Source organism: Marinomonas sp. AWM4_232 (assembly GCF_056158325.1).
In genome coordinates this window covers 1364596-1381827 of the sequence record NZ_JBSWTA010000001.1, presented here as the reverse complement: position 1 = coordinate 1381827, position 17232 = coordinate 1364596, and the positions used below count along the sequence as shown (strand labels likewise).

The following is a 17232-nucleotide window of genomic DNA, read 5'->3' as shown; positions in this document are numbered from 1 at the left end:
ATCGTAGTATTGGGCTTTGTACGACCCGATTACATCGGGGAGCAAGCCCTCATCCTAGATGATAAATCGCCAACACTTTGATCTCATGGCATTGGCAACAACATGAGAAATAGCTTAGTCTCTGAGTAACGCTGTCAAGGATGACCAGAACACACCTCTTCCTTGTGCTACAAGGTTATTTACCAAAATGGGCAAGCGTTTTTTCATATGTCTGAAATGTTTGTCATTGTAAAAATAGCTATTAATTTCAATTTACTATGGTCTTACTGACAAAGAGCTAAAACAGAATAACGTGCATTAATAATATGTTTCTCATTAAAAGGAGAAAATGGCTCAAATGCTAGAAACATTCGAACTGTGGATACGAGATTCGCTGACTCAAAGTTTATTGCTTTCACCTCTAATGGGAGTGATTTTTGGTCTGCTTTTTTCTGTCCTTACCAGAGGTAATAAAGAAGGTGGGGAGGCCTCTGTAAGGGAAACCATTTTAATAATTAGGGAGCGCATCGTTATACGAGAAATAGGTGGTTCCAATAGACCTCAGTCAAATGATGATCCAATGGCCATCATAATACTACTTGTTGTTGCAATGGTTGTTTCTATCTATCTTTATGCAGTATATGCGGCTGATGTGATTTACTATTCATCATTGGTCGCTTTTAACGTAATCACCTTTGGTATTGCAGCGCTTGTTTTTTCCGCTATCAAAGGGCGTTTAAGCAGCGGTGAATGGTTTGCTTATACATTTATACCTATCGGCATTCTATCATTTACTCTTATCCTTCTTTACCAAGCAAAAACGGGAATTATACCTGGTGCAAGAGAAGCCGCCGAGTCAGCAGGAGCTTATAAGTTTTATTTTGATGTCCTTGATGATGAACAGCGTAATTGGATAATCCCTCAGCTGCTTGGATTGCTCGGCACTATCGCTTTCCTTTTCTTTTCTTCAGTTTTGGTTGTCCACAATTTATCAGCGCTACAGGTGGTGTACGACGGTGCCATGAGGCCTTTTTGGCGGTCTATTTACATTCTTACTAATGCGTTTTCCGGCAAGTTTGTTTGGGTTGCATTAATTGCCTTAGGTAGTCTTACTTATCTTGCATTGAATGGCACTGCTTATCAGCATCTTGTTGCAAGAGCGGGCTAACAGGGTGCTGCTATCGGGCAAATTTTCCGCTGAGCGCAGCGTTAGGTACTAAATATGAGGAATTTTAAATAACGATGAATTCGTTGGAAATATCACTACCAGTAGTTTTGCTTGTATTGGCATTTTTACTGAAACTACTAGTTGATAGGGCATCTACGGCTCCTATTTTTATTCAGTCATTGCTGGAGCTTCCGGTTGATATTGCATTTTTAGCAATGTCTTTTGTTATTGCATATACCATTAATGCAGGTGACAAAGTTGGAGAAGGACTATTGCTGTTTCTGATATACGTCATTAGCTCAATCATGATTGTGTTCTTTTGGCGGCGCTCTAATTCCTTCTTTGAGAGTGATAGCTATTTTTGGGTAGGTTGTTTAACCTCAATAAATTATCTTGCATCAATAAGCGGTGTTTATATCGCAGTAAATCTCGTAAAGGAGATCGTAACTAAATGATAGAAATTGATCTTCTTACTGTCCTCACACTGTCTGGAATATGGGTGTCAGTTACATTTGCAGCTTTGATCTATTACAAGAGTAATAGACAACGCCAGTATGATGAGGATAGGAATAGAGCAAGTCTAGAAATGCTTCGTGAGTCCTACGAAAAAAAGATGTACGAAATGATGGACCGCTTAGTTAGAACCGAAGAACGATGGAAAGACATGAATCACCTTGTTCTTTCCGCGCAAAAGCGGGAGGTGTCTCCTTATGAAAAGCACAATAGTACATTGACTGAATTTCTTAAAGCTCATGGTTTAACCGAGAGCGATATGAAGGTTGAAAATGATAGCGTGTTTGTTCTGACACCTTTTCACCCTAAATATCAAGATACTTTTAACACAATAGCTGAGGTATGCCGAGAAGTAGGTCTTCGTTGCTACAGGGGAGACGAAGATCATATATCAGGAGATTTGTTGCCACACACGCTCAAGCAGCTTTGTAAGGCTAGATTGGTCATCGCTAATATTGACGGAAGAAACTCGAACGTTTTCTACGAACTAGGCATTGCTCACGCAATTGATAAAGGAACTATCTTGGTTTCCCAATCACTAGACGAAGTCCCCATCGACCTAAAATCAAATAGATTGCTTCTATTTAAAGATCAAAGCGAGTTCAAGAGCGAGCTAAAGACTGCGCTTACTCGCGCTCTGGTGCGTAAAAATGCCTAACAAACGACTGCATAACGCTGCGCTCCAAACCAGCCGCAGATGCGGTATTAAAATTAAATAATCCCATTAACACTATTCCATGCGTTTAATTGGTGCTGACGGTCGGAGGGAGGAACGACCGGAGATGTGCGCAAGCCAATTGAATTGCATGGAAGATTGCCTCAAAATCCTCGCAAACCTGAAATAATCCCGCGCACAGCGCGGTCCTACAAGGGCTTAAACCAACGCCCAAAACGCCTCAACCAGTGCAATGCTGTTCACTTAAGGGGAGCAGCATTGCGATTCACCGGATAACGGGTCTTGTTTATCTTTACCGTCCTAGGTCTAGAAGGCCTAGAACGGTAGTTTATACACAACTCTCCAATACCTGATCTTAGGTGAGCTAAGCGAGTTCCTGTCTTTGATACTGGTTGTGCTTGTGCCATCACAATGAGCTGACTCGCAATATAGCAGTATGCCGCCTTAAAGCTTATTTCACTTGGGGATTTCTGATAAGCAATGGCTGCTTGCCCTGCTTCACGCCTTACAACATTGTAGGCTAGTAATAAACTCCAAACCTCCTGATAAATCAGTTCCACCTTCTTGCTTCTAAGAGTGAGAGCATTATTGTTCATTGAGCTTTTGATATCTCTAAAGCCTAGTTCGATTTCCCAGCGCTCATGGTATAACTTGCTCACCATTTCTGTATTGAATTTCGCATAGGGCAAGGAAGTATAAACCGTCTTCTCAACCTTATTGATTTCATAAGTCACCGCGCGGACATCCCAGTATTCAGGTAGGCTTGAATTGCGTTTTTTAGCCTGATCTGAGACCTTCATGCGCAGTAATCTATCCCGTGAGTTGTACTGCTCAACCTCCTCATAAACCAACCCCTTACGGGCAGGGATTAACCAATGGCGATTGTCATTGTCACGATTGATGCTAAGCAAAAGGTCGGCTCCCCAAAAACCTTTATCTAGCAGTGTTACAGAGTGGTCAGGGATACGAGATACAAAGTTCTCAGCCATTCGAATTTCACCTTTGCGATAGGGACTGATTTGGGCATCAAGCATGATGTGAGACCTTGTATTCATAAGACTGACTAGCCTTAGCATAGGATAAGGTGTTTGACGGTTAGTCGAGGTGTTACCAGACCCAAAGTGCTCTCGTAACTCGGGCGTGTCAGGCGTTCGGAACAACGCACCATCAACAGCGAAAACTTGCAGTCCATTCCAGTCATCTGCTGGGTAACGCTCACTTCCCCAATGATAACCTGTTTTGCGAAATAACCACTCAAGAGGCTGGGGACCTAACCGCTGGCGAGCGGAAGAAATGCCACTTTTTGCTAGTAAACAGTCATTAGCCAAGCCTTGGGAGCAGATGTTTAAACGTCGTGCCACATCAGCAATAGGTTCATCTCTGAAGAGCGACATGCCTAACACTAACCAAAGCACCTGATCTGATGGTAATCGCCGCCTACGAATGGTTGCACTCTGAGTGAGCGTAAGGGCGGATTCGACCCATTCAACAGGGATGTTTTGAGTAAAAGTACTTTGGTCTGAGAATTGGTGTAGTTCGTCGATTTCAAGCAAGGTTTGGTGAAGAGGCATAAAAAAATCCAGTAGCCTGATGGTTACTGGATTTTAACTAATTATGCTGTTTTTTCCTTAAGTGAACAGCATTGCTCAACCAGTGGGTTTTTCAAACTCTTCTTCAACGTAAATAAGCCAATGTCGTAAGGCTCTAGCTCTGGCTGTACGTCAAGGATCTGGACGCGATCCATCAAGGGGCTGTTGTCGAGTACGATTTTTGGTACGACGCCGATGCCAAAGCTCACTATGCTGACGATGGCTTCGTTACCGGCGACCTGTGTATAGATATTTGGCGTTATTCGCCAAATATTGGGTTCACATCCATGCTCTTATGAAGAATTCGAATCACTCTGATTTGTTGGCTGCCGGTTTGCTGATAAAAAATGACGTGACTCCCTTGGGGAAATTTTCTGTATCCCTCTCTGATTTCATCGCATGATTTACCAATGTCGGGGTTTTCCGCTAAAAGCCAAAAGGAATCATCGAACTGTTTTAAATAGACATTTCGCTGCTCTTTTCCCCAGCGTCGTTGAGAGAATAAAGCAATATCCCGTAAATCGGTTTTAGCGGCGACAGTCAAATTAAATGGTTTCATCGAATGTTTTCACGATCAAGTTCATTGATAAAGCTATCAAGATCATAATCAGCGTCACCACTTTGCTCTCCTTCAACAAGTAGTTGACGGAGTGACTGTAGTTTGGTTTCTTGGTTTTCGAGTAGACGCAGTGCGGAGCGAATGACTTCACTTGCTGAGCCGTAACGTCCACTCTCTATTTGGTTTGTAATAAAGCCATCGAAGTGTTCACCAAGAGTGATACTTGTGTTTTTAGCCATGAGCTCATCTCCATTTTATACCAAAAAGTACCTAATTATGGTATCCAGTGGCATTTTGGGCAAGGCGCGCATAACAAACACCTACAACACCCTTCCATGCGTTTAATTGGAGCGCCTTTTAACCAATTGAATTGCATGGAAGAGAGCCTCCAAAGGCCTCGCAAACTAGAAAGACTCCCGCGCGCAGCGCAGTCCTACAGGACGGGGAATCAGCATCATCCCCGATTGGAATCGGGTCGTACATATTACAAAATCCCGCGCGCAGCGGGGTCCCACAAGGGCTTAAACCAGCGCCCAGAACGCCTCAACTAGTGGGTTTTTCAAACTCTTCTTCAAGGTGAACAAGCCAATGTCATAAGGCTCTAGCTCGGGCTGGACGTCGAGTATCTGAACGCGGTCCATCAGTGGGCTGTTGTCGAGTACGATTTTCGGTACGATGCCGATGCCAAAGCCCAAGCTGACCATGCTAACGATGGCTTCGTTACCTGCCACTTGAGCATAGATATTTGGCGTGATGTTTTGCTCGCTTAACCAGTCGTCCACGCGAATCCTTGAAACCCCGCCTTCGGATAATATCATCGGCACTCGTTCCCAGTCACTCGGCGAAGCAGGTGAGGTGGTAGGGACGTTGGGTTGTTGCTCAACGGGAGCGATAAAGACTAACGGCGATTTGGTGATCGGTGCGAACGCTAAGCCTTTGTGCATGGAGGATGGGCGTGCGGCGATGGTGATTTCTTCGTTGCCGTCCAAGATGCGGGTAATGGCTTTATCTGGATCGCCAGTGTGCAGTTTGATTTCGATATGCGGATGCACTTGGCGAAAGCGGTTGAGCAGTTCAAACAAGAAGCTATAACTGGCGGTGACGGAGCAGTAAATACTGATTTCACCGCTCAGTTGATCCGAGTGGTCGGTGAGTTCGTGGCGAATCAGGTTCCATTGGCTGGTGGTTTCGCGGGCGTATTTCACAAAACGCTGGCCTTCGCGGGTCAGTACCACGGTTCGGTTGTCGCGGCTGAATAGGTCTACCCCCACTTCTTCTTCCAAATGGCGAATGTTGCGCGACAGTGCAGAAACACTGATGTTGCACTCGTCGCTGGCGCGGCCAAAGTGCAGTGTTTCGGCTAATGCGAGGAATTGTTTGAGGGCTTTTGTATTCATAAAAGCCATGATAGCTCTGTTTTGCAAAAAATGGGACGTTATATTGCAAATATATCAATTTACGAAAGGGTCGCTCTTCTATACATTGAACCTACTCGCAGCACAGCCTGAATGTTTTTAGGTGTGTTTGTGTCACTCTTTTTTAATATCGACGTGCTTAGATGTCGGTACTTTAATCATAAAAATTTAGGATGTGTTAACCATGGCTAACTACTTCAATACTTTGCCGCTACGTGAGCAACTAGCTCAACTAGCAAAATGTCGTTTTATGGATAGTTCAGAATTTGCTGATGGCGTAGAAGCGCTAAAAGGCAAAAAAATGGTAGTAGTAGGCTGTGGTGCACAAGGTCTTAACCAAGGTCTTAACCTACGTGACTCTGGTCTAGACGTTTCTTACGCGCTACGTCCAGAAGCAATCGAGCAGAAGCGTCAATCTTGGAAAAACGCAACTGAAAACGGTTTCACTGTTGGCACTTACGAAGACCTAATCCCAACAGCTGACGTGGTTCTTAACCTGACTCCAGATAAGCAACACACTTCTGTAGTAAAAGCAGTTATGCCTCTTATGAAAGAAGGCGCTTGCCTATCTTACTCGCATGGTTTCAACATCGTTGAAGAAGGCATGCAAATCCGTGACGACCTAACTGTAATCATGGTTGCGCCTAAGTGTCCTGGTTCTGAAGTACGTGCAGAATACGTTCGTGGCTTCGGTGTACCAACGCTTATCGCTGTTCACGAAGACAACGATCCTAAAGGCGAAGGTCTTGCACTAGCAAAAGCTTACGCAGTAGGTACTGGCGGTCACAAAGCAGGCGTTCTAATGTCTTCTTTCATCGCGGAAGTTAAGTCTGACCTTATGGGTGAGCAAACTATCCTTTGTGGTATGTTGCAAACAGGTTCGATCCTTTGCTTCGATAAAATGGTTGAAGAAGGCGTCGACGCAGGTTACGCATCTAAGTTGATCCAGTACGGTTGGGAAACAATCACTGAAGCACTTAAGTACGGCGGCGTGACAAACATGCTAGACCGTCTTTCTAACCCAGCTAAGATCAAAGCATTCGATCTTTCTGAAGAGTTGAAAGTGATCATGCGCCCTCTATACAACAAGCACCAAGATGACATCATCGACGGTACTTTCTCTCGCGTGATGATGGAAGACTGGGCGAACGACGACGCTAACCTTCTAAAATGGCGTGCAGAAACTGCTGAGACGAACTTCGAGAAAACGCCAGCAGGCGACGTAGAAATCTCTGAGCAAGAGTTCTTCGACAAAGGTATCTTGATGGTTGCAATGGTTAAAGCAGGTGTTGAGCTAGCATTCGAAACAATGACTGCTGCAGGCATCATCGCTGAATCTGCTTACTACGAGTCTCTACACGAAACTCCGCTAATCGCGAACACGATCGCTCGTAAGAAACTTTACGAAATGAACGCGACGATCTCTGATACAGCTGAGTACGGTTGTTACCTATACAACCACGCTTGTCTACCTCTACTAGGTGACTTCATGAAAGGCATCAAGACTGATGTAATCGGTAAAGGTCTTGAGTCTGATGACAACGGCGTAGACAACGCTCGTCTAATCGAAGTAAACGAAGCACTACGTAGCCACCCAGTAGAAGCAATCGGTAAAGTTCTACGTGGCCACATGGCTGACATGAAGAAGATTGTTTAATTTTCATTAGAAATTAAACACTTAAAAAGCCGAGTAGTTCGAAAGAGCGCTCGGCTTTTTTGTCGCTTTCTTTTTTGCAATTAGTTCGACATCGGTAAGGAATCACACATGGACTCTCGTATTTGCCTAGAAAACCTCAGCGTGAACTTTGATGAACGCTTTCATCTGAACAACATTGATTGGACGATTGAGCCAAGCCAGCATTGGGTGATTACAGGTACGAATGGGTCAGGTAAGTCAGCCCTCGCAGCGGTGCTTGCGGGTGTGGGTGAGATCGAGTCAGGTCAGTTATCGGGCCTACCAAGCCGTGTCGGTTTGGTGTCTTTTGAAGCGCAAGCGGAACTAATTGCCAAAGAGTTAAAGAAAGATGACGCCGACATCATGGATGTCATTGCCATCGGTACACCGGTGCAAGAAATGATTTTTGAAAACTGTGCGGACCCTGAATTGGCCGCAGAGTTGGTGGAAAAGTTTGGCCTAAGCCACTTGCTAGACCGAGCATTTCGTAAGCTATCGACGGGCGAAACCCGTAAAGTCATGCTGATCCGTGCGCTATCAAGCAAGCCGGATTTATTGATCTTAGACGAGCCATTTGATGGCTTAGACGCGGACACCTTGGCAATGCTGCAACAGCACCTAGCATCGATCATCGATACCACGCCCATGGTGATGGTGTTGAACCGCTTTGATGAAATGCCAAGCTTTATTACCCATGTGGCCTACTTGGAAAAAGACGGTCACGATGGCGGTAAGTTGGCGTTTAAAGTGGACCGCAACGACGAATCAGCGTTTGCCGAGTTGTACCAGTTACTGCACCTGAAAACCTCGGATCTGCAAGTCCCTGAAACCGATCCTGCCAGCAAACTGCCAGCGTTAGACCCCCAGCAGCCCTTGGTCAAACTCACCGATGCAACCATCAAGTACGGCGATACGGTGATTGTGGATAAACTCAACTGGACCATTGAACCAGGTAAACACTGGCAGCTCAGCGGTCCTAATGGCAGTGGCAAAACCGGTGTATTGTCGTTTATTACCGGCGATCACCCACAGTGTTATGTGAACGATATTTTCGTGTTTGGCTTCCAACGTGGTAACGGCGAAAGCATCTGGCAGATTAAACAGTTTATCGGCTATGTCTCCACCGCGTTGCAGTGGGAATACCGCGTTAGCGTGAGCTGTAAAAACGTCATCATTTCCGGCTTCTACGACAGCATTGGCATGTACACCAAATCGACTGACAATCAGAAAAAGATCGCTGATGAATGGTTGGCGTTATTGGGCATGAGCGACCGTGCCGATCAACCGTTTAACAAGCTGTCCTACGGTGACCAGCGTTTGTTATTGATTGCCCGTGCCATGGTCAAACACCCTCCGCTATTGATCCTAGATGAGCCGTGCTTAGGTTTGGACGACATGAACCGCCAGCTAGTCTTGGCGCTGATTGAAAAGATCTGTGCCGGGAAAGAAACCACCGTGCTGTACGTAAACCACCATGCCGAAGACCAAATCGCAGGCATCGAACACTACCTAGCACTCAAGAAAAACGCTTAATACACCTGTACGCCCCGATTCTATCGGGGGTAAATCCGCCTTGTAGGACCGCGCTGCGCGCGGGAACAACCTAGCTTCCTCAGCAGCAATGAGCTCCGCCTGATTGCTGCTGGCTGGAGCTTCCAAGCATTCAATTCGCTTGCGTATCTCTCGGGTCGCCCCTCCCCTCGACCGTCAGCGTGAATCAAAAGCATGAAACCTCTAATGAAGGCCGTAATATTAGTCTTTGTACGACCCGATTCTATCGGGGATAAATCCGACTTGTAGGACCGCGCTGCGCGCGGGAACAACCTAGCATCCTCAGCAGCAATGAGCTCCGCCTGATTGCTGCTGGCTGGAGCTTCCATGCAATTCAATTCGCTTGCGCAACTTCTTCGCTTCGTTCCTCAGCTCGAAACGTCAGCGCGAATCAAACGCATGGAATCTCTGAGAAAGTATTGTAGGGTTTGCCTTTGTACGACCCGATTGTATCGGGGAGAAAGTATACGAAGACTTTAATTTCAGAACATTGGCAAGAGTAAGAGAAATAGCTTAACCTCTAACCAACACTGTCATGGATGACTAGAATACCCTTTTCTTTCTTCCCTCCTGACAGGCGCGCATGCGTATTAATAAATTTATGTACCTAAAGGAATATTGTGATGGAAGTAAGGTTCGTTTCAGAAAAAACCATTAACGGCATATCGATCAGAACAAATAATGCGGCAGAAATGAGTCCCAATGGAAAAATACCCACATTATGGCAATCTTTCGATGAAAGTATCCCTGTTGACTATAAAAATGGTGAGCGTGTTTACGGCGCTTACTATAACTACGAGTCAGATCAGAACGGTATGTTCACGGTTCTCGCTGGTTTTGATGGCCAGTCATACCCTGCAAATGTAGATATTGAACAATTAACTATCCCTCAAGGTAAGTACCTAGTGTTCACCCATAAAGGGGAAATGCCTCAAATCGCTATCGATGCGTGGACAGAGGTTTGGGAATACTTCTCTAATGAACACTGTGAGCATCAAAGGCTATTTACAACAGACTTTGAATATTATCCAAATGGTAATGAAATCGAAGTCCATATTGCGGTGCAATAGTTCTATAAAAACGTATTAACAGCGGAGCGGACTTACAGCCAAGCTTTGTTGCTCAACTTTTGCGGGCACTGTGTACTTTGACGGGAAATTAGAGATTTATGGATGAGAACACTGAAATTTGGCGTCAGTACTACGAAAAGGCACTGTCTCGCCCCCATTCAGAACGTACTGAGTTTGCAGTCCAGCTCAATGAATCAAATCTCAAAATAGCCACCGACTGTGGTTGTGGAACAGGTAGTGATATCGAATACCTAGCGCAACAGAGCTTTCAAGTTCATGGCTTTGACATCAACCCTGACGCGGTCGCTATTTGTCGAGACAGATTCAGGGCAAAGTCATTGGTGAATGTTACTGAATCTTCGTTTGAGTCGTTCGACTATCCAAAATCTGGTGTTGTTATCGCAAATTCTAGTTTGTTCTTCGCTGACCCAAACCAATTTGAATCGACTTGGCACAACATTAAATCTTCCATTGAAATCGGTGGGGTGTTTGCAGGTGACTTCATGGGCTGCGAAGACAGTTGGGCTCATAGCTATCGCAGCCCAACAGCACCCTTATCAGAATCAGAAGTAAAGGCTTTGTTCTCGGGGTTTGAAATAATCAGGTTCTTTGAACGCGATGAAGCTGCAAAAACCTCGTTGGGTAGAATGAAGCACTGGCATACATATTCCGTGATTGCGGTAAAGCGTACATAACAAACGATTCAAACAGGTTCACAGCGTTCGATATTCTGGGCTTGAATCATATTCAGTGGTTTTGGTACAACGACTTAGATTGGCAATAGCGTTGCTCATTATTTAATGGGGCGTTAGGAGACAAGACATGACATACATTCAACTGTCTTATTTGCACCTGATAACTGTTGTGCCCGCTTTCTTTATTGGTGCTGTTCTATTGGTCAATCGAAAGGGTACTTTGAATCATAAGCTTCTTGGAAAAATGTATATGGTTCTAATGTTGCTGACCGCTTTTATTACTCTTTTCATGTCAGCAGAAGTTGGACCAGCCTTGCTAGGGCATTTTGGATTTATTCATTTGTTTAGTGTTCTGGTTTTATGCGCTGTTCCTGCTGCCTATCTGGCAGCAAAAAACAAAAACATGAAACTGCACAGAGGCTATATGATAGGCGTGTATGTTGGTGGAATATTAATCGCTGGAGCATTTGCCTTTAGTCCAGGAAGGCTTCTACATACGTGGTTAATAGCACTCGAGTAAGCCGATGCGAATAGAGCTACTTGTACGACCCGATTCTATCGGAGATAAAGTCGTTTTGTAGGACTGCGCTGCGCGCGGGAATAAAAAAGCCGCTAATTCCATCGAATTAGCGGCTTTTTATTATCTAAATCAGGCTTATTTTAAAACCTTTGCAATATCGCGCCAGTCGACGATTTTGAAGTTCTGGTTTTCGGTTTTGTATTGGCTATCAATGTTGTACCAATCCTGTGCTAAGAACAGGCCGTTCGGGAATTCTTCTCCTAGGTTTGTCGATACCGCATGAATCCCGTCAGTGTCGGTAGCGCCGTCCGTGCCGCGTTCGTCATCACCGATGATGGCGAAGCTTTTCACGAATTTGCCTTGGTCATTTAGATCAAACGCCGCGTAGGTGTTGTTGCCCTGGCTTGAAGCGATCAGCAGATTTTGCTCTTTGGTTTGGTAAAGGGTTAGACCTTCGATATCGTCGATTAGGTGTTTACCATCGACTTTGGCAAAGATCTTACCTTCGGTACTACCGTTTTCTCGAGCATCGAACGTCCAGATCGCGTGGTCTTCTTCACCCACATACAAAGTCTGTGTACGGTCATCTACCACACAACCCTCTGGCTGTGATGGTACATTCAGTGTACGTACAACGGTGCCTTTAGCCTCGCCATTCTTCACACTGATGCGCCATTGCTCGATTTGGCCATCTTTGCCGTTCACGAACACATAGGGCTTGCCGTCTTCGCCACGAGACATACACAGACCGTAGACTTCATCGACGCTGGAAAGTAGCTCAGGGGCTTTTGGATGTACTGTGCCTTGTGTGGCAGGCAGTGCTTTGATCGGTGTGCTAGAGCCATCGATGGTGTACAGCGTCACGGTATTTTTCTTACGGTTTGAAGCCGCTGCTAGCGCGATTGGGTTGCCATCAGCATCGACCACATCTTGGCGAATATCGACGTTGTTGGGCTTGCCGCCCTCTAGGTATTGGATCTCGTTACCTTGCAGGTCATAAGCCATCAAGCCGCCCTTTTTATTGGTGGCGATGATCAGGCTGTCTTTGGGGGATTTTGTGTTGTACCAAAGAGCCGGATCGTCTGCTGCGTCGCCATGGTTATCTACGGCTTTGGTTTCACCGTGAGCACGCACCAGTTCCACGCCTTTGATTTCAAGCTCACGTGGTGACAAGGTGTTTTCTGCTTTGTAGCCCGAAAGCTTTTCAAGCTCGTTCCAAGAAAGCGTTTGGTAAATCGGCTCGTCTAGTTCGGTGTTACCGATCCAAAGCTGCTGAGTGGACGCGCTGACCAGCTTGGCTTCTTCAACGCCTGCGACATCAAACTTACCAAGGAATTTATGGCTAACACGGTCGTACAGCACAAAGCCTTGGCCTTCATCAGCGATGACAATAGCGCCTTTGCCATGCGCTTGATAAACGATGTCTAGGTTTTCAATTTCTTCTAAATGGCCAAGCGGCTCAACCACATCCAGCAACGCGCGGTCTTTGACGTTCTCAGGGTCGGCACCGTATACCCAGACACCGACGTTTTGCTCTGCCACGTACAAGGTGTTGGTTTCATCATCCATAGCACAACCACTGAGTTCACCGCCTACATTCATAGAGCGAACAAACGTTGGTTTGCCGTTATGTTGAATGGCACTGATGACCTGTTTGCCATCAAACGCCAGTTTGTATTGCACGAGGTTGCCTGCTTCGTCGTAACTGGCGACAAACATATCGCCCGAGGTAGCATTTTTGCCCAAACAGACGCCTTCAGGGGTGATCTCCAGTGGCAAGCGCCCTACTTCCGTTAGCGGTGCTTTGGCTTTACCGTTGATCTGGTAGAACGCGATGGCGTCTTCATCGGGCAGGCCAACGGCTACGATGTCGGCTTTCTTACCATCTTTTGAGCGCAAGCCATAACGCACGTCTGCGCCCAGTGCTTCAATATCTTCAATATGCTGAAGCTCTTTGCCTGATGCGTCGTACACCGCGATGCCGTCGCCTTCTAAAGAGCTGATCAATAAAGACTGCTGACCGTCTGCGGCTTGCCATACCGCGCTGTCGGCAATGTCTTCATAGCTAGTGGATGTGGTCGCTGCGTAAGTGCTGCTGGCTGCCAATAAAGCGGTGGCAATCAGAGTGTGTTGGAAACGAGGCATAAAGGCTCCTATCATGAAATAAGGGTTGGTCATAAGAATTAGGGTCACTGTAAAAAGGTTTTGTGGCAGATTTGTGACAGATTTTTTTGAGACTCTTGAAATAAAGTCGATTCGTGTAGTTTGGTAGACTTTTGAGCTTTTTAGCGGCCATTTATCCACTTTTAATTAGTTTTTATCGTCACATTTATCTTCCGTTCAGTTCTTTTTGAAGAAAAATCAGCTCTTATGTGAGCTGATCGGACTTTGCCTGTCATATAAGTGTCACATGATGCGCGTACAAACATTGCTGTCTTGAGGAGAGCTAAATGATTCGTCGCGTTCGCTACACACTGCTACACACTTATGTTTTTGCCAAAATGCTGATGCCACACTGGCCGTGGTTGATCGGTCTGCCATTGAGCATGGCGGTTATCGTCCTTTTGAATAAAACCGCAGGTGCCGCGATCCCTACCGTTGATTGGGTATGGATGGATATTGTTGGCGAAGGCGGCTTAGCGCTGTTTATGGTGATGTGGATGCTGATTGTACTGGCGACCCGTGAGCCGGGATTTATCACCAATTGGATGGCATTTGGCTTCCTATGCCTGTGTGCTTCCAGCTTTCAAGACATGCTGGATGAAATCTATGTACTGCCAGATGCTGTCTCATGGGACAAATGGATCGAGTCGGCTCCCGTGGGCTTAGTGTCGTTAGTAATCGGATTGATCCTTTGGTATCGCGAACAGCGCCAGTTAAAGAAATACTTAAATAAACGCTCGGGCGTGCTGCAAAACGACTTGGCGCTACACGAAGATAGCCTGTTGCCACAATGGTCAGCGTTAGCCAAAGCAGTGCAAGACGCTCCTGCGCATCAGCCTACCCTAGTTGTGCTGCGTGTTGCCCCCGAAGTACGCAGCCAACTGCCATTATCGCTGCAAGATCAAAGCAAATTGCGCTTTTTAATCGCTGAAATGCTACTTTGGAACAGCCCTGATGCCAGCCAAGTTTTTCAACTGACGGGGGAAGGTTACGCCCTGTTATCGGCGTCCCCGGTTTCTCAAGAACAGATCAATGATGTGGTGTTACTGCTGCGTTCCATGCGTTTTCGTGGCAAAGGCCACAAACAGGCAACATTGTTAGAGGTGAAATCGCGTACTTTGATATTTGAAAATGCCTTGTCCGATTCAGAGCTACGCAGCAAAGTACAAGAGGTACAAACCGACCTCGCCATGACATGCGATGGCATTCAGAATAGCCAGTCGATTGCCAATGTTCATGTGGTGTAATGATGACCAAATCTTGGTGTGAATCCCATGAGGCGACTGTTGTTCTGCAAGCAGGTGTCTTGCAAATGGGCGATGTGGCGCTTCAGCGCGCAATACCGATGGACGTGTTGCTGAATAAAACCAAACTGTTCGCCACGGATCTACAAAATCCGAGTACGCTATTATCAGCGAAACAGCTGGCGCAGTTGTTTCGTAACGCCAGCTTTCTATTATCTCGCCCAGATTTACCCTTGGTCATCGGCCAGCAGTTGTTGCCCATCAGCCTGCAACACTTTGGTTTAGGGGTGATGCATGCTGCAAACGTAACGCAGGCATTGGATTATTTGCTAAAGGCTCAAAGCCTTTGGTCGCCTCTACTGCATGTGACTGCACTCAAACACGAAGGCCATTTATCCTTGTATTGGAGCGATGCGGGTGCTCATCTTGACCCAGAGGAATTCACCTTAGCGGTACTGATGGACATGGAAGCCCTGCGCTCTATATTGCTCTGGTTAGGCGTTGATCTGCATGCAGCTGAGTGGACATTTGAACTGAAAAGCCTACCTACCAATACCCTCTCTGAATGCCAAAGCCGATGGGCCGCCAGCCCTATAAAGACAAACTGTGAGCGCTTTGTACTGACCTTACCTAACACATTGCTGCACGAACCGCTGAAACAAGCATCAAGCAGCCTCTTTCACGTCAGTGAACAGCAAGTCGCCCAGCTCCCGCTTAGCTTTTTAGGCTTTATACAGCAACGTTTGCTGCAAGAGATACGCGAGATGCCATCGTTAGAAACCTTGGCAGAAGAAATGGCCATCAGCCCCGCGACCCTCAAACGTAAACTCAAAGCCCACGGCACCAGCTATCAAAAGCAAATGGACCAAGCGCGCAGTTTAATGAGCTACCACTACAGCCACAAACTCGGCTACAGCTCCGAAAGAGTCGCCGAATCGCTCAACTTCTACGACACCAGCAACTTTCGCCGCGCCATGAAACGCTGGATCTTAGCTTCCTAAACCCTAGGCTTCAGCTCTTGTAGGACCGCGCAGGAACAACCTCGCACCCTCTGCTGCAATGCGCTTCGCCTGAATGCTACGGGTTGGAGCTTCCATGCAATTCAAATATTTAAAAAGCACGCGAATCAAACGTGTGAAATCTCTGTGAAGCATTGTTCTATTGGCCCTTGTACGACCCGATTCTATCGGGGATAAAGGCTTTTGTAGGACCGCGCTGCGCGCGGGAACAACCTTGCATCCTCCGCAGCAATGCGCTTCGCCTGATTGCTTCGGGTTCGAGCATCCATGCAATTCAAATATTTAAAAAGCACGTGAATCAAACGCATGGAATCTCTATGAAGTATTGTTCGATTGGCCTTTGTACGACCCGATTGTATCGGGGAGCTGGCTCGCAGCCTAGATTAAAATGGCTAAGACTTTGATCTCAGAACATTGGCAACAGCATGAGAAATAGCTTAACCTCTAATCAACACTGTCACGGATGACGAGAGCACACCTTTCTTTCTTCTTCTGACAGACGCGGTTATCTATCAAAACAAGCATGCGTATTTTCACATGCTTAAAATACTTGCTCAGCATGATAAATCTAATTTAATCAATAGCTTAGATTTTTGATTGATAACCAAGTACAGAATAATGCGCACGCACGGTTTATTGGATAAACGCGCATGCGCACTATTAAAATGTTAAGCAATGCTTGATCTTAGATAAGGAGGGGGGTTGGATATTACAACTAACCATGTAGTCGCTGCCGCGAGTGCGATTTCAGCTTTGGGTATCGGGCTTATATATTGGCAGGTAAGATTGGCTGCTAAACAGTTCTTGGCTGACCATGAAAGATCTCGTAGGGAAAAAGCCATAGAATTAATGATGCATATGGATATAAGCAGGAGAAGGCAAGGGGCCACTGCCAGAAAGTTCGTTGAAAGATTGAGTTTTGATCAGGCTAAGTCACTGCTCAATCAGGAGTCATTTTCTGTTGATGCTAAATATAAAGATCTTATTCTCGGCTGCCTCTCAGGGCAAAGTGAAGCGGATTTTGGAAATGAGAGAATAAAAAATGAAAAGTTAACTCTTACCGAAAAAGAATCAGCTGATATTCGGTGGCAGGTAGTTTCCTATTTAAATAATTTGGAGTCGGTGCTTTCTGCTTGGCGCCATAATGTTGCCGATCGTGAAATGATAGAGGAACAGTATCACTTCCTAGTTTCGCCACAGGAAGGGCATTTCATTATGAAAGAATTTAGAGAGGCTGCCGGAGGAGCAAGACATTTCCCTGCAATCGAAGAGTTTGTAGAGTACCTGCAAACCCAGAACAATAATACGAAAGGAAAGGAAAAAGTAGCTTAACAAAGCAATGCACACGACAAGCGCGTGATTGCGGCGTTATGCGCTTTTTGAAGTCTACAGGGGC

Annotated in this window: 16 protein-coding genes and 1 pseudogene; 11 read left to right on the top strand and 6 right to left on the bottom strand. The window is 46.0% G+C overall.

Features of this window, described 5'->3' with window-relative positions:
• Positions 1-328: 328 nt before the first annotated feature.
• The 3 genes from ACXAC1_RS06630 to ACXAC1_RS06620 all read left to right on the top strand — a co-directional run bounded on the left by ACXAC1_RS06630 (position 329) and on the right by ACXAC1_RS06620 (position 2318).
• A complete protein-coding gene (locus ACXAC1_RS06630) occupies positions 329-1147 on the top strand; it encodes a hypothetical protein (protein ID WP_475060146.1) in 819 nt (272 codons plus the stop codon).
• A gap of 74 nt (positions 1148-1221) precedes the next feature.
• On the top strand, positions 1222-1602 hold the full coding sequence (locus ACXAC1_RS06625) for a hypothetical protein (protein WP_475060144.1): 381 nt from the start codon (positions 1222-1224) through the stop codon (positions 1600-1602).
• On the top strand, positions 1599-2318 hold the full coding sequence (locus ACXAC1_RS06620) for a hypothetical protein (protein ID WP_475060142.1): 720 nt from the start codon (positions 1599-1601) through the stop codon (positions 2316-2318). Before ACXAC1_RS06625 ends, ACXAC1_RS06620 begins: the two co-directional genes overlap by 4 nt.
• A 257-nt stretch (positions 2319-2575) precedes the next feature.
• Here the strand turns inward: ACXAC1_RS06620 and ACXAC1_RS06615 are convergent, their stop codons facing one another.
• The 5 genes and pseudogenes from ACXAC1_RS06615 to ilvY all read right to left on the bottom strand — a co-directional run bounded on the left by ACXAC1_RS06615 (position 2576) and on the right by ilvY (position 5881).
• On the bottom strand, positions 2576-3907 hold the full coding sequence (locus tag ACXAC1_RS06615; RefSeq protein WP_475059980.1) for an IS4 family transposase: 1332 nt from the start codon (positions 3905-3907) through the stop codon (positions 2576-2578).
• Positions 3908-3948: 41 nt separating this feature from the next.
• Positions 3949-4188: pseudogene (locus ACXAC1_RS06610) on the bottom strand (HTH-type transcriptional activator IlvY); the annotation flags it as partial.
• Entirely contained in the window at positions 4185-4484 is a 300-nt protein-coding gene (locus ACXAC1_RS06605) for a type II toxin-antitoxin system RelE/ParE family toxin (protein WP_475060139.1), read from the bottom strand. The gene ACXAC1_RS06605 and the pseudogene ACXAC1_RS06610, both read right to left, overlap by 4 nt.
• On the bottom strand, positions 4481-4723 hold the full coding sequence (locus ACXAC1_RS06600) for a type II toxin-antitoxin system ParD family antitoxin (protein ID WP_475060136.1): 243 nt from the start codon (positions 4721-4723) through the stop codon (positions 4481-4483). Before ACXAC1_RS06600 ends, ACXAC1_RS06605 begins: the two co-directional genes overlap by 4 nt.
• A 282-nt stretch (positions 4724-5005) precedes the next feature.
• The gene (gene ilvY, locus ACXAC1_RS06595) at positions 5006-5881 is read right to left on the bottom strand and encodes an HTH-type transcriptional activator IlvY (protein WP_475063791.1); all 876 of its coding nucleotides are present in this window, start codon (positions 5879-5881) and stop codon (positions 5006-5008) included.
• A 202-nt stretch (positions 5882-6083) separates the two neighbouring features.
• Between ilvY and ilvC the strand changes: the two genes are divergently transcribed.
• The 5 genes from ilvC (at position 6084) to ACXAC1_RS06570 (ending at position 11410) form a co-directional block, all read left to right on the top strand.
• On the top strand, positions 6084-7556 hold the full coding sequence (ilvC, locus tag ACXAC1_RS06590; RefSeq protein WP_475060134.1) for a ketol-acid reductoisomerase: 1473 nt from the start codon (positions 6084-6086) through the stop codon (positions 7554-7556).
• Positions 7557-7664: 108 nt separating this feature from the next.
• Positions 7665-9107 carry a molybdate ABC transporter ATP-binding protein ModF gene (gene modF / locus ACXAC1_RS06585; protein ID WP_475060132.1) on the top strand — a complete coding sequence of 481 codons (1443 nt, stop codon included), beginning with the start codon at positions 7665-7667 and terminating at the stop codon, positions 9105-9107.
• Positions 9108-9748: 641 nt separating this feature from the next.
• Positions 9749-10195 (top strand): GyrI-like domain-containing protein, encoded by a 447-nt coding sequence (locus ACXAC1_RS06580; RefSeq protein WP_475060130.1) that lies wholly within the window; start codon positions 9749-9751, stop codon positions 10193-10195.
• A 98-nt stretch (positions 10196-10293) separates the two neighbouring features.
• Positions 10294-10890, top strand: coding sequence for a class I SAM-dependent methyltransferase (locus ACXAC1_RS06575; protein ID WP_475060128.1), 597 nt, complete (start codon positions 10294-10296; stop codon positions 10888-10890).
• A 127-nt stretch (positions 10891-11017) separates the two neighbouring features.
• Positions 11018-11410 carry a DUF2306 domain-containing protein gene (locus ACXAC1_RS06570; RefSeq protein WP_475060125.1) on the top strand — a complete coding sequence of 131 codons (393 nt, stop codon included), beginning with the start codon at positions 11018-11020 and terminating at the stop codon, positions 11408-11410.
• Positions 11411-11545: 135 nt separating this feature from the next.
• On the opposite strand, the gene ACXAC1_RS06565 is transcribed toward ACXAC1_RS06570, so the two are convergent.
• Positions 11546-13555 (bottom strand): phytase, encoded by a 2010-nt coding sequence (locus ACXAC1_RS06565; protein ID WP_475060123.1) that lies wholly within the window; start codon positions 13553-13555, stop codon positions 11546-11548.
• A 305-nt stretch (positions 13556-13860) separates the two neighbouring features.
• Between ACXAC1_RS06565 and ACXAC1_RS06560 the strand changes: the two genes are divergently transcribed.
• The 3 genes from ACXAC1_RS06560 to ACXAC1_RS06550 all read left to right on the top strand — a co-directional run bounded on the left by ACXAC1_RS06560 (position 13861) and on the right by ACXAC1_RS06550 (position 17168).
• Positions 13861-14820 (top strand): hypothetical protein, encoded by a 960-nt coding sequence (locus ACXAC1_RS06560; RefSeq protein WP_475060120.1) that lies wholly within the window; start codon positions 13861-13863, stop codon positions 14818-14820.
• Positions 14820-15818, top strand: a complete 999-nt coding sequence (locus ACXAC1_RS06555; protein WP_475060118.1) for an AraC family transcriptional regulator — start codon at positions 14820-14822, stop codon at positions 15816-15818. Before ACXAC1_RS06560 ends, ACXAC1_RS06555 begins: the two co-directional genes overlap by 1 nt.
• 720 nt (positions 15819-16538) lie before the next feature.
• Positions 16539-17168 (top strand): hypothetical protein, encoded by a 630-nt coding sequence (locus tag ACXAC1_RS06550; protein WP_475060116.1) that lies wholly within the window; start codon positions 16539-16541, stop codon positions 17166-17168.
• Positions 17169-17232: the final 64 nt, after the last annotated feature.

Coding starts and splice junctions, on each gene's coding strand:
- ACXAC1_RS06630 (WP_475060146.1), top strand. CDS start 329: ATGGCTCAAATGCTAGAAACATTCGAACTGTGGATACGAGATTCGCTG.
- ACXAC1_RS06625 (WP_475060144.1), top strand. CDS start 1,222: ATGAATTCGTTGGAAATATCACTACCAGTAGTTTTGCTTGTATTGGCA.
- ACXAC1_RS06620 (WP_475060142.1), top strand. CDS start 1,599: ATGATAGAAATTGATCTTCTTACTGTCCTCACACTGTCTGGAATATGG.
- ACXAC1_RS06615 (WP_475059980.1), bottom strand. CDS start 3,907: ATGCCTCTTCACCAAACCTTGCTTGAAATCGACGAACTACACCAATTC.
- ACXAC1_RS06605 (WP_475060139.1), bottom strand. CDS start 4,484: ATGAAACCATTTAATTTGACTGTCGCCGCTAAAACCGATTTACGGGAT.
- ACXAC1_RS06600 (WP_475060136.1), bottom strand. CDS start 4,723: ATGGCTAAAAACACAAGTATCACTCTTGGTGAACACTTCGATGGCTTT.
- ilvY (WP_475063791.1), bottom strand. CDS start 5,881: ATGAATACAAAAGCCCTCAAACAATTCCTCGCATTAGCCGAAACACTG.
- ilvC (WP_475060134.1), top strand. CDS start 6,084: ATGGCTAACTACTTCAATACTTTGCCGCTACGTGAGCAACTAGCTCAA.
- modF (WP_475060132.1), top strand. CDS start 7,665: ATGGACTCTCGTATTTGCCTAGAAAACCTCAGCGTGAACTTTGATGAA.
- ACXAC1_RS06580 (WP_475060130.1), top strand. CDS start 9,749: ATGGAAGTAAGGTTCGTTTCAGAAAAAACCATTAACGGCATATCGATC.
- ACXAC1_RS06575 (WP_475060128.1), top strand. CDS start 10,294: ATGGATGAGAACACTGAAATTTGGCGTCAGTACTACGAAAAGGCACTG.
- ACXAC1_RS06570 (WP_475060125.1), top strand. CDS start 11,018: ATGACATACATTCAACTGTCTTATTTGCACCTGATAACTGTTGTGCCC.
- ACXAC1_RS06565 (WP_475060123.1), bottom strand. CDS start 13,555: ATGCCTCGTTTCCAACACACTCTGATTGCCACCGCTTTATTGGCAGCC.
- ACXAC1_RS06560 (WP_475060120.1), top strand. CDS start 13,861: ATGATTCGTCGCGTTCGCTACACACTGCTACACACTTATGTTTTTGCC.
- ACXAC1_RS06555 (WP_475060118.1), top strand. CDS start 14,820: ATGATGACCAAATCTTGGTGTGAATCCCATGAGGCGACTGTTGTTCTG.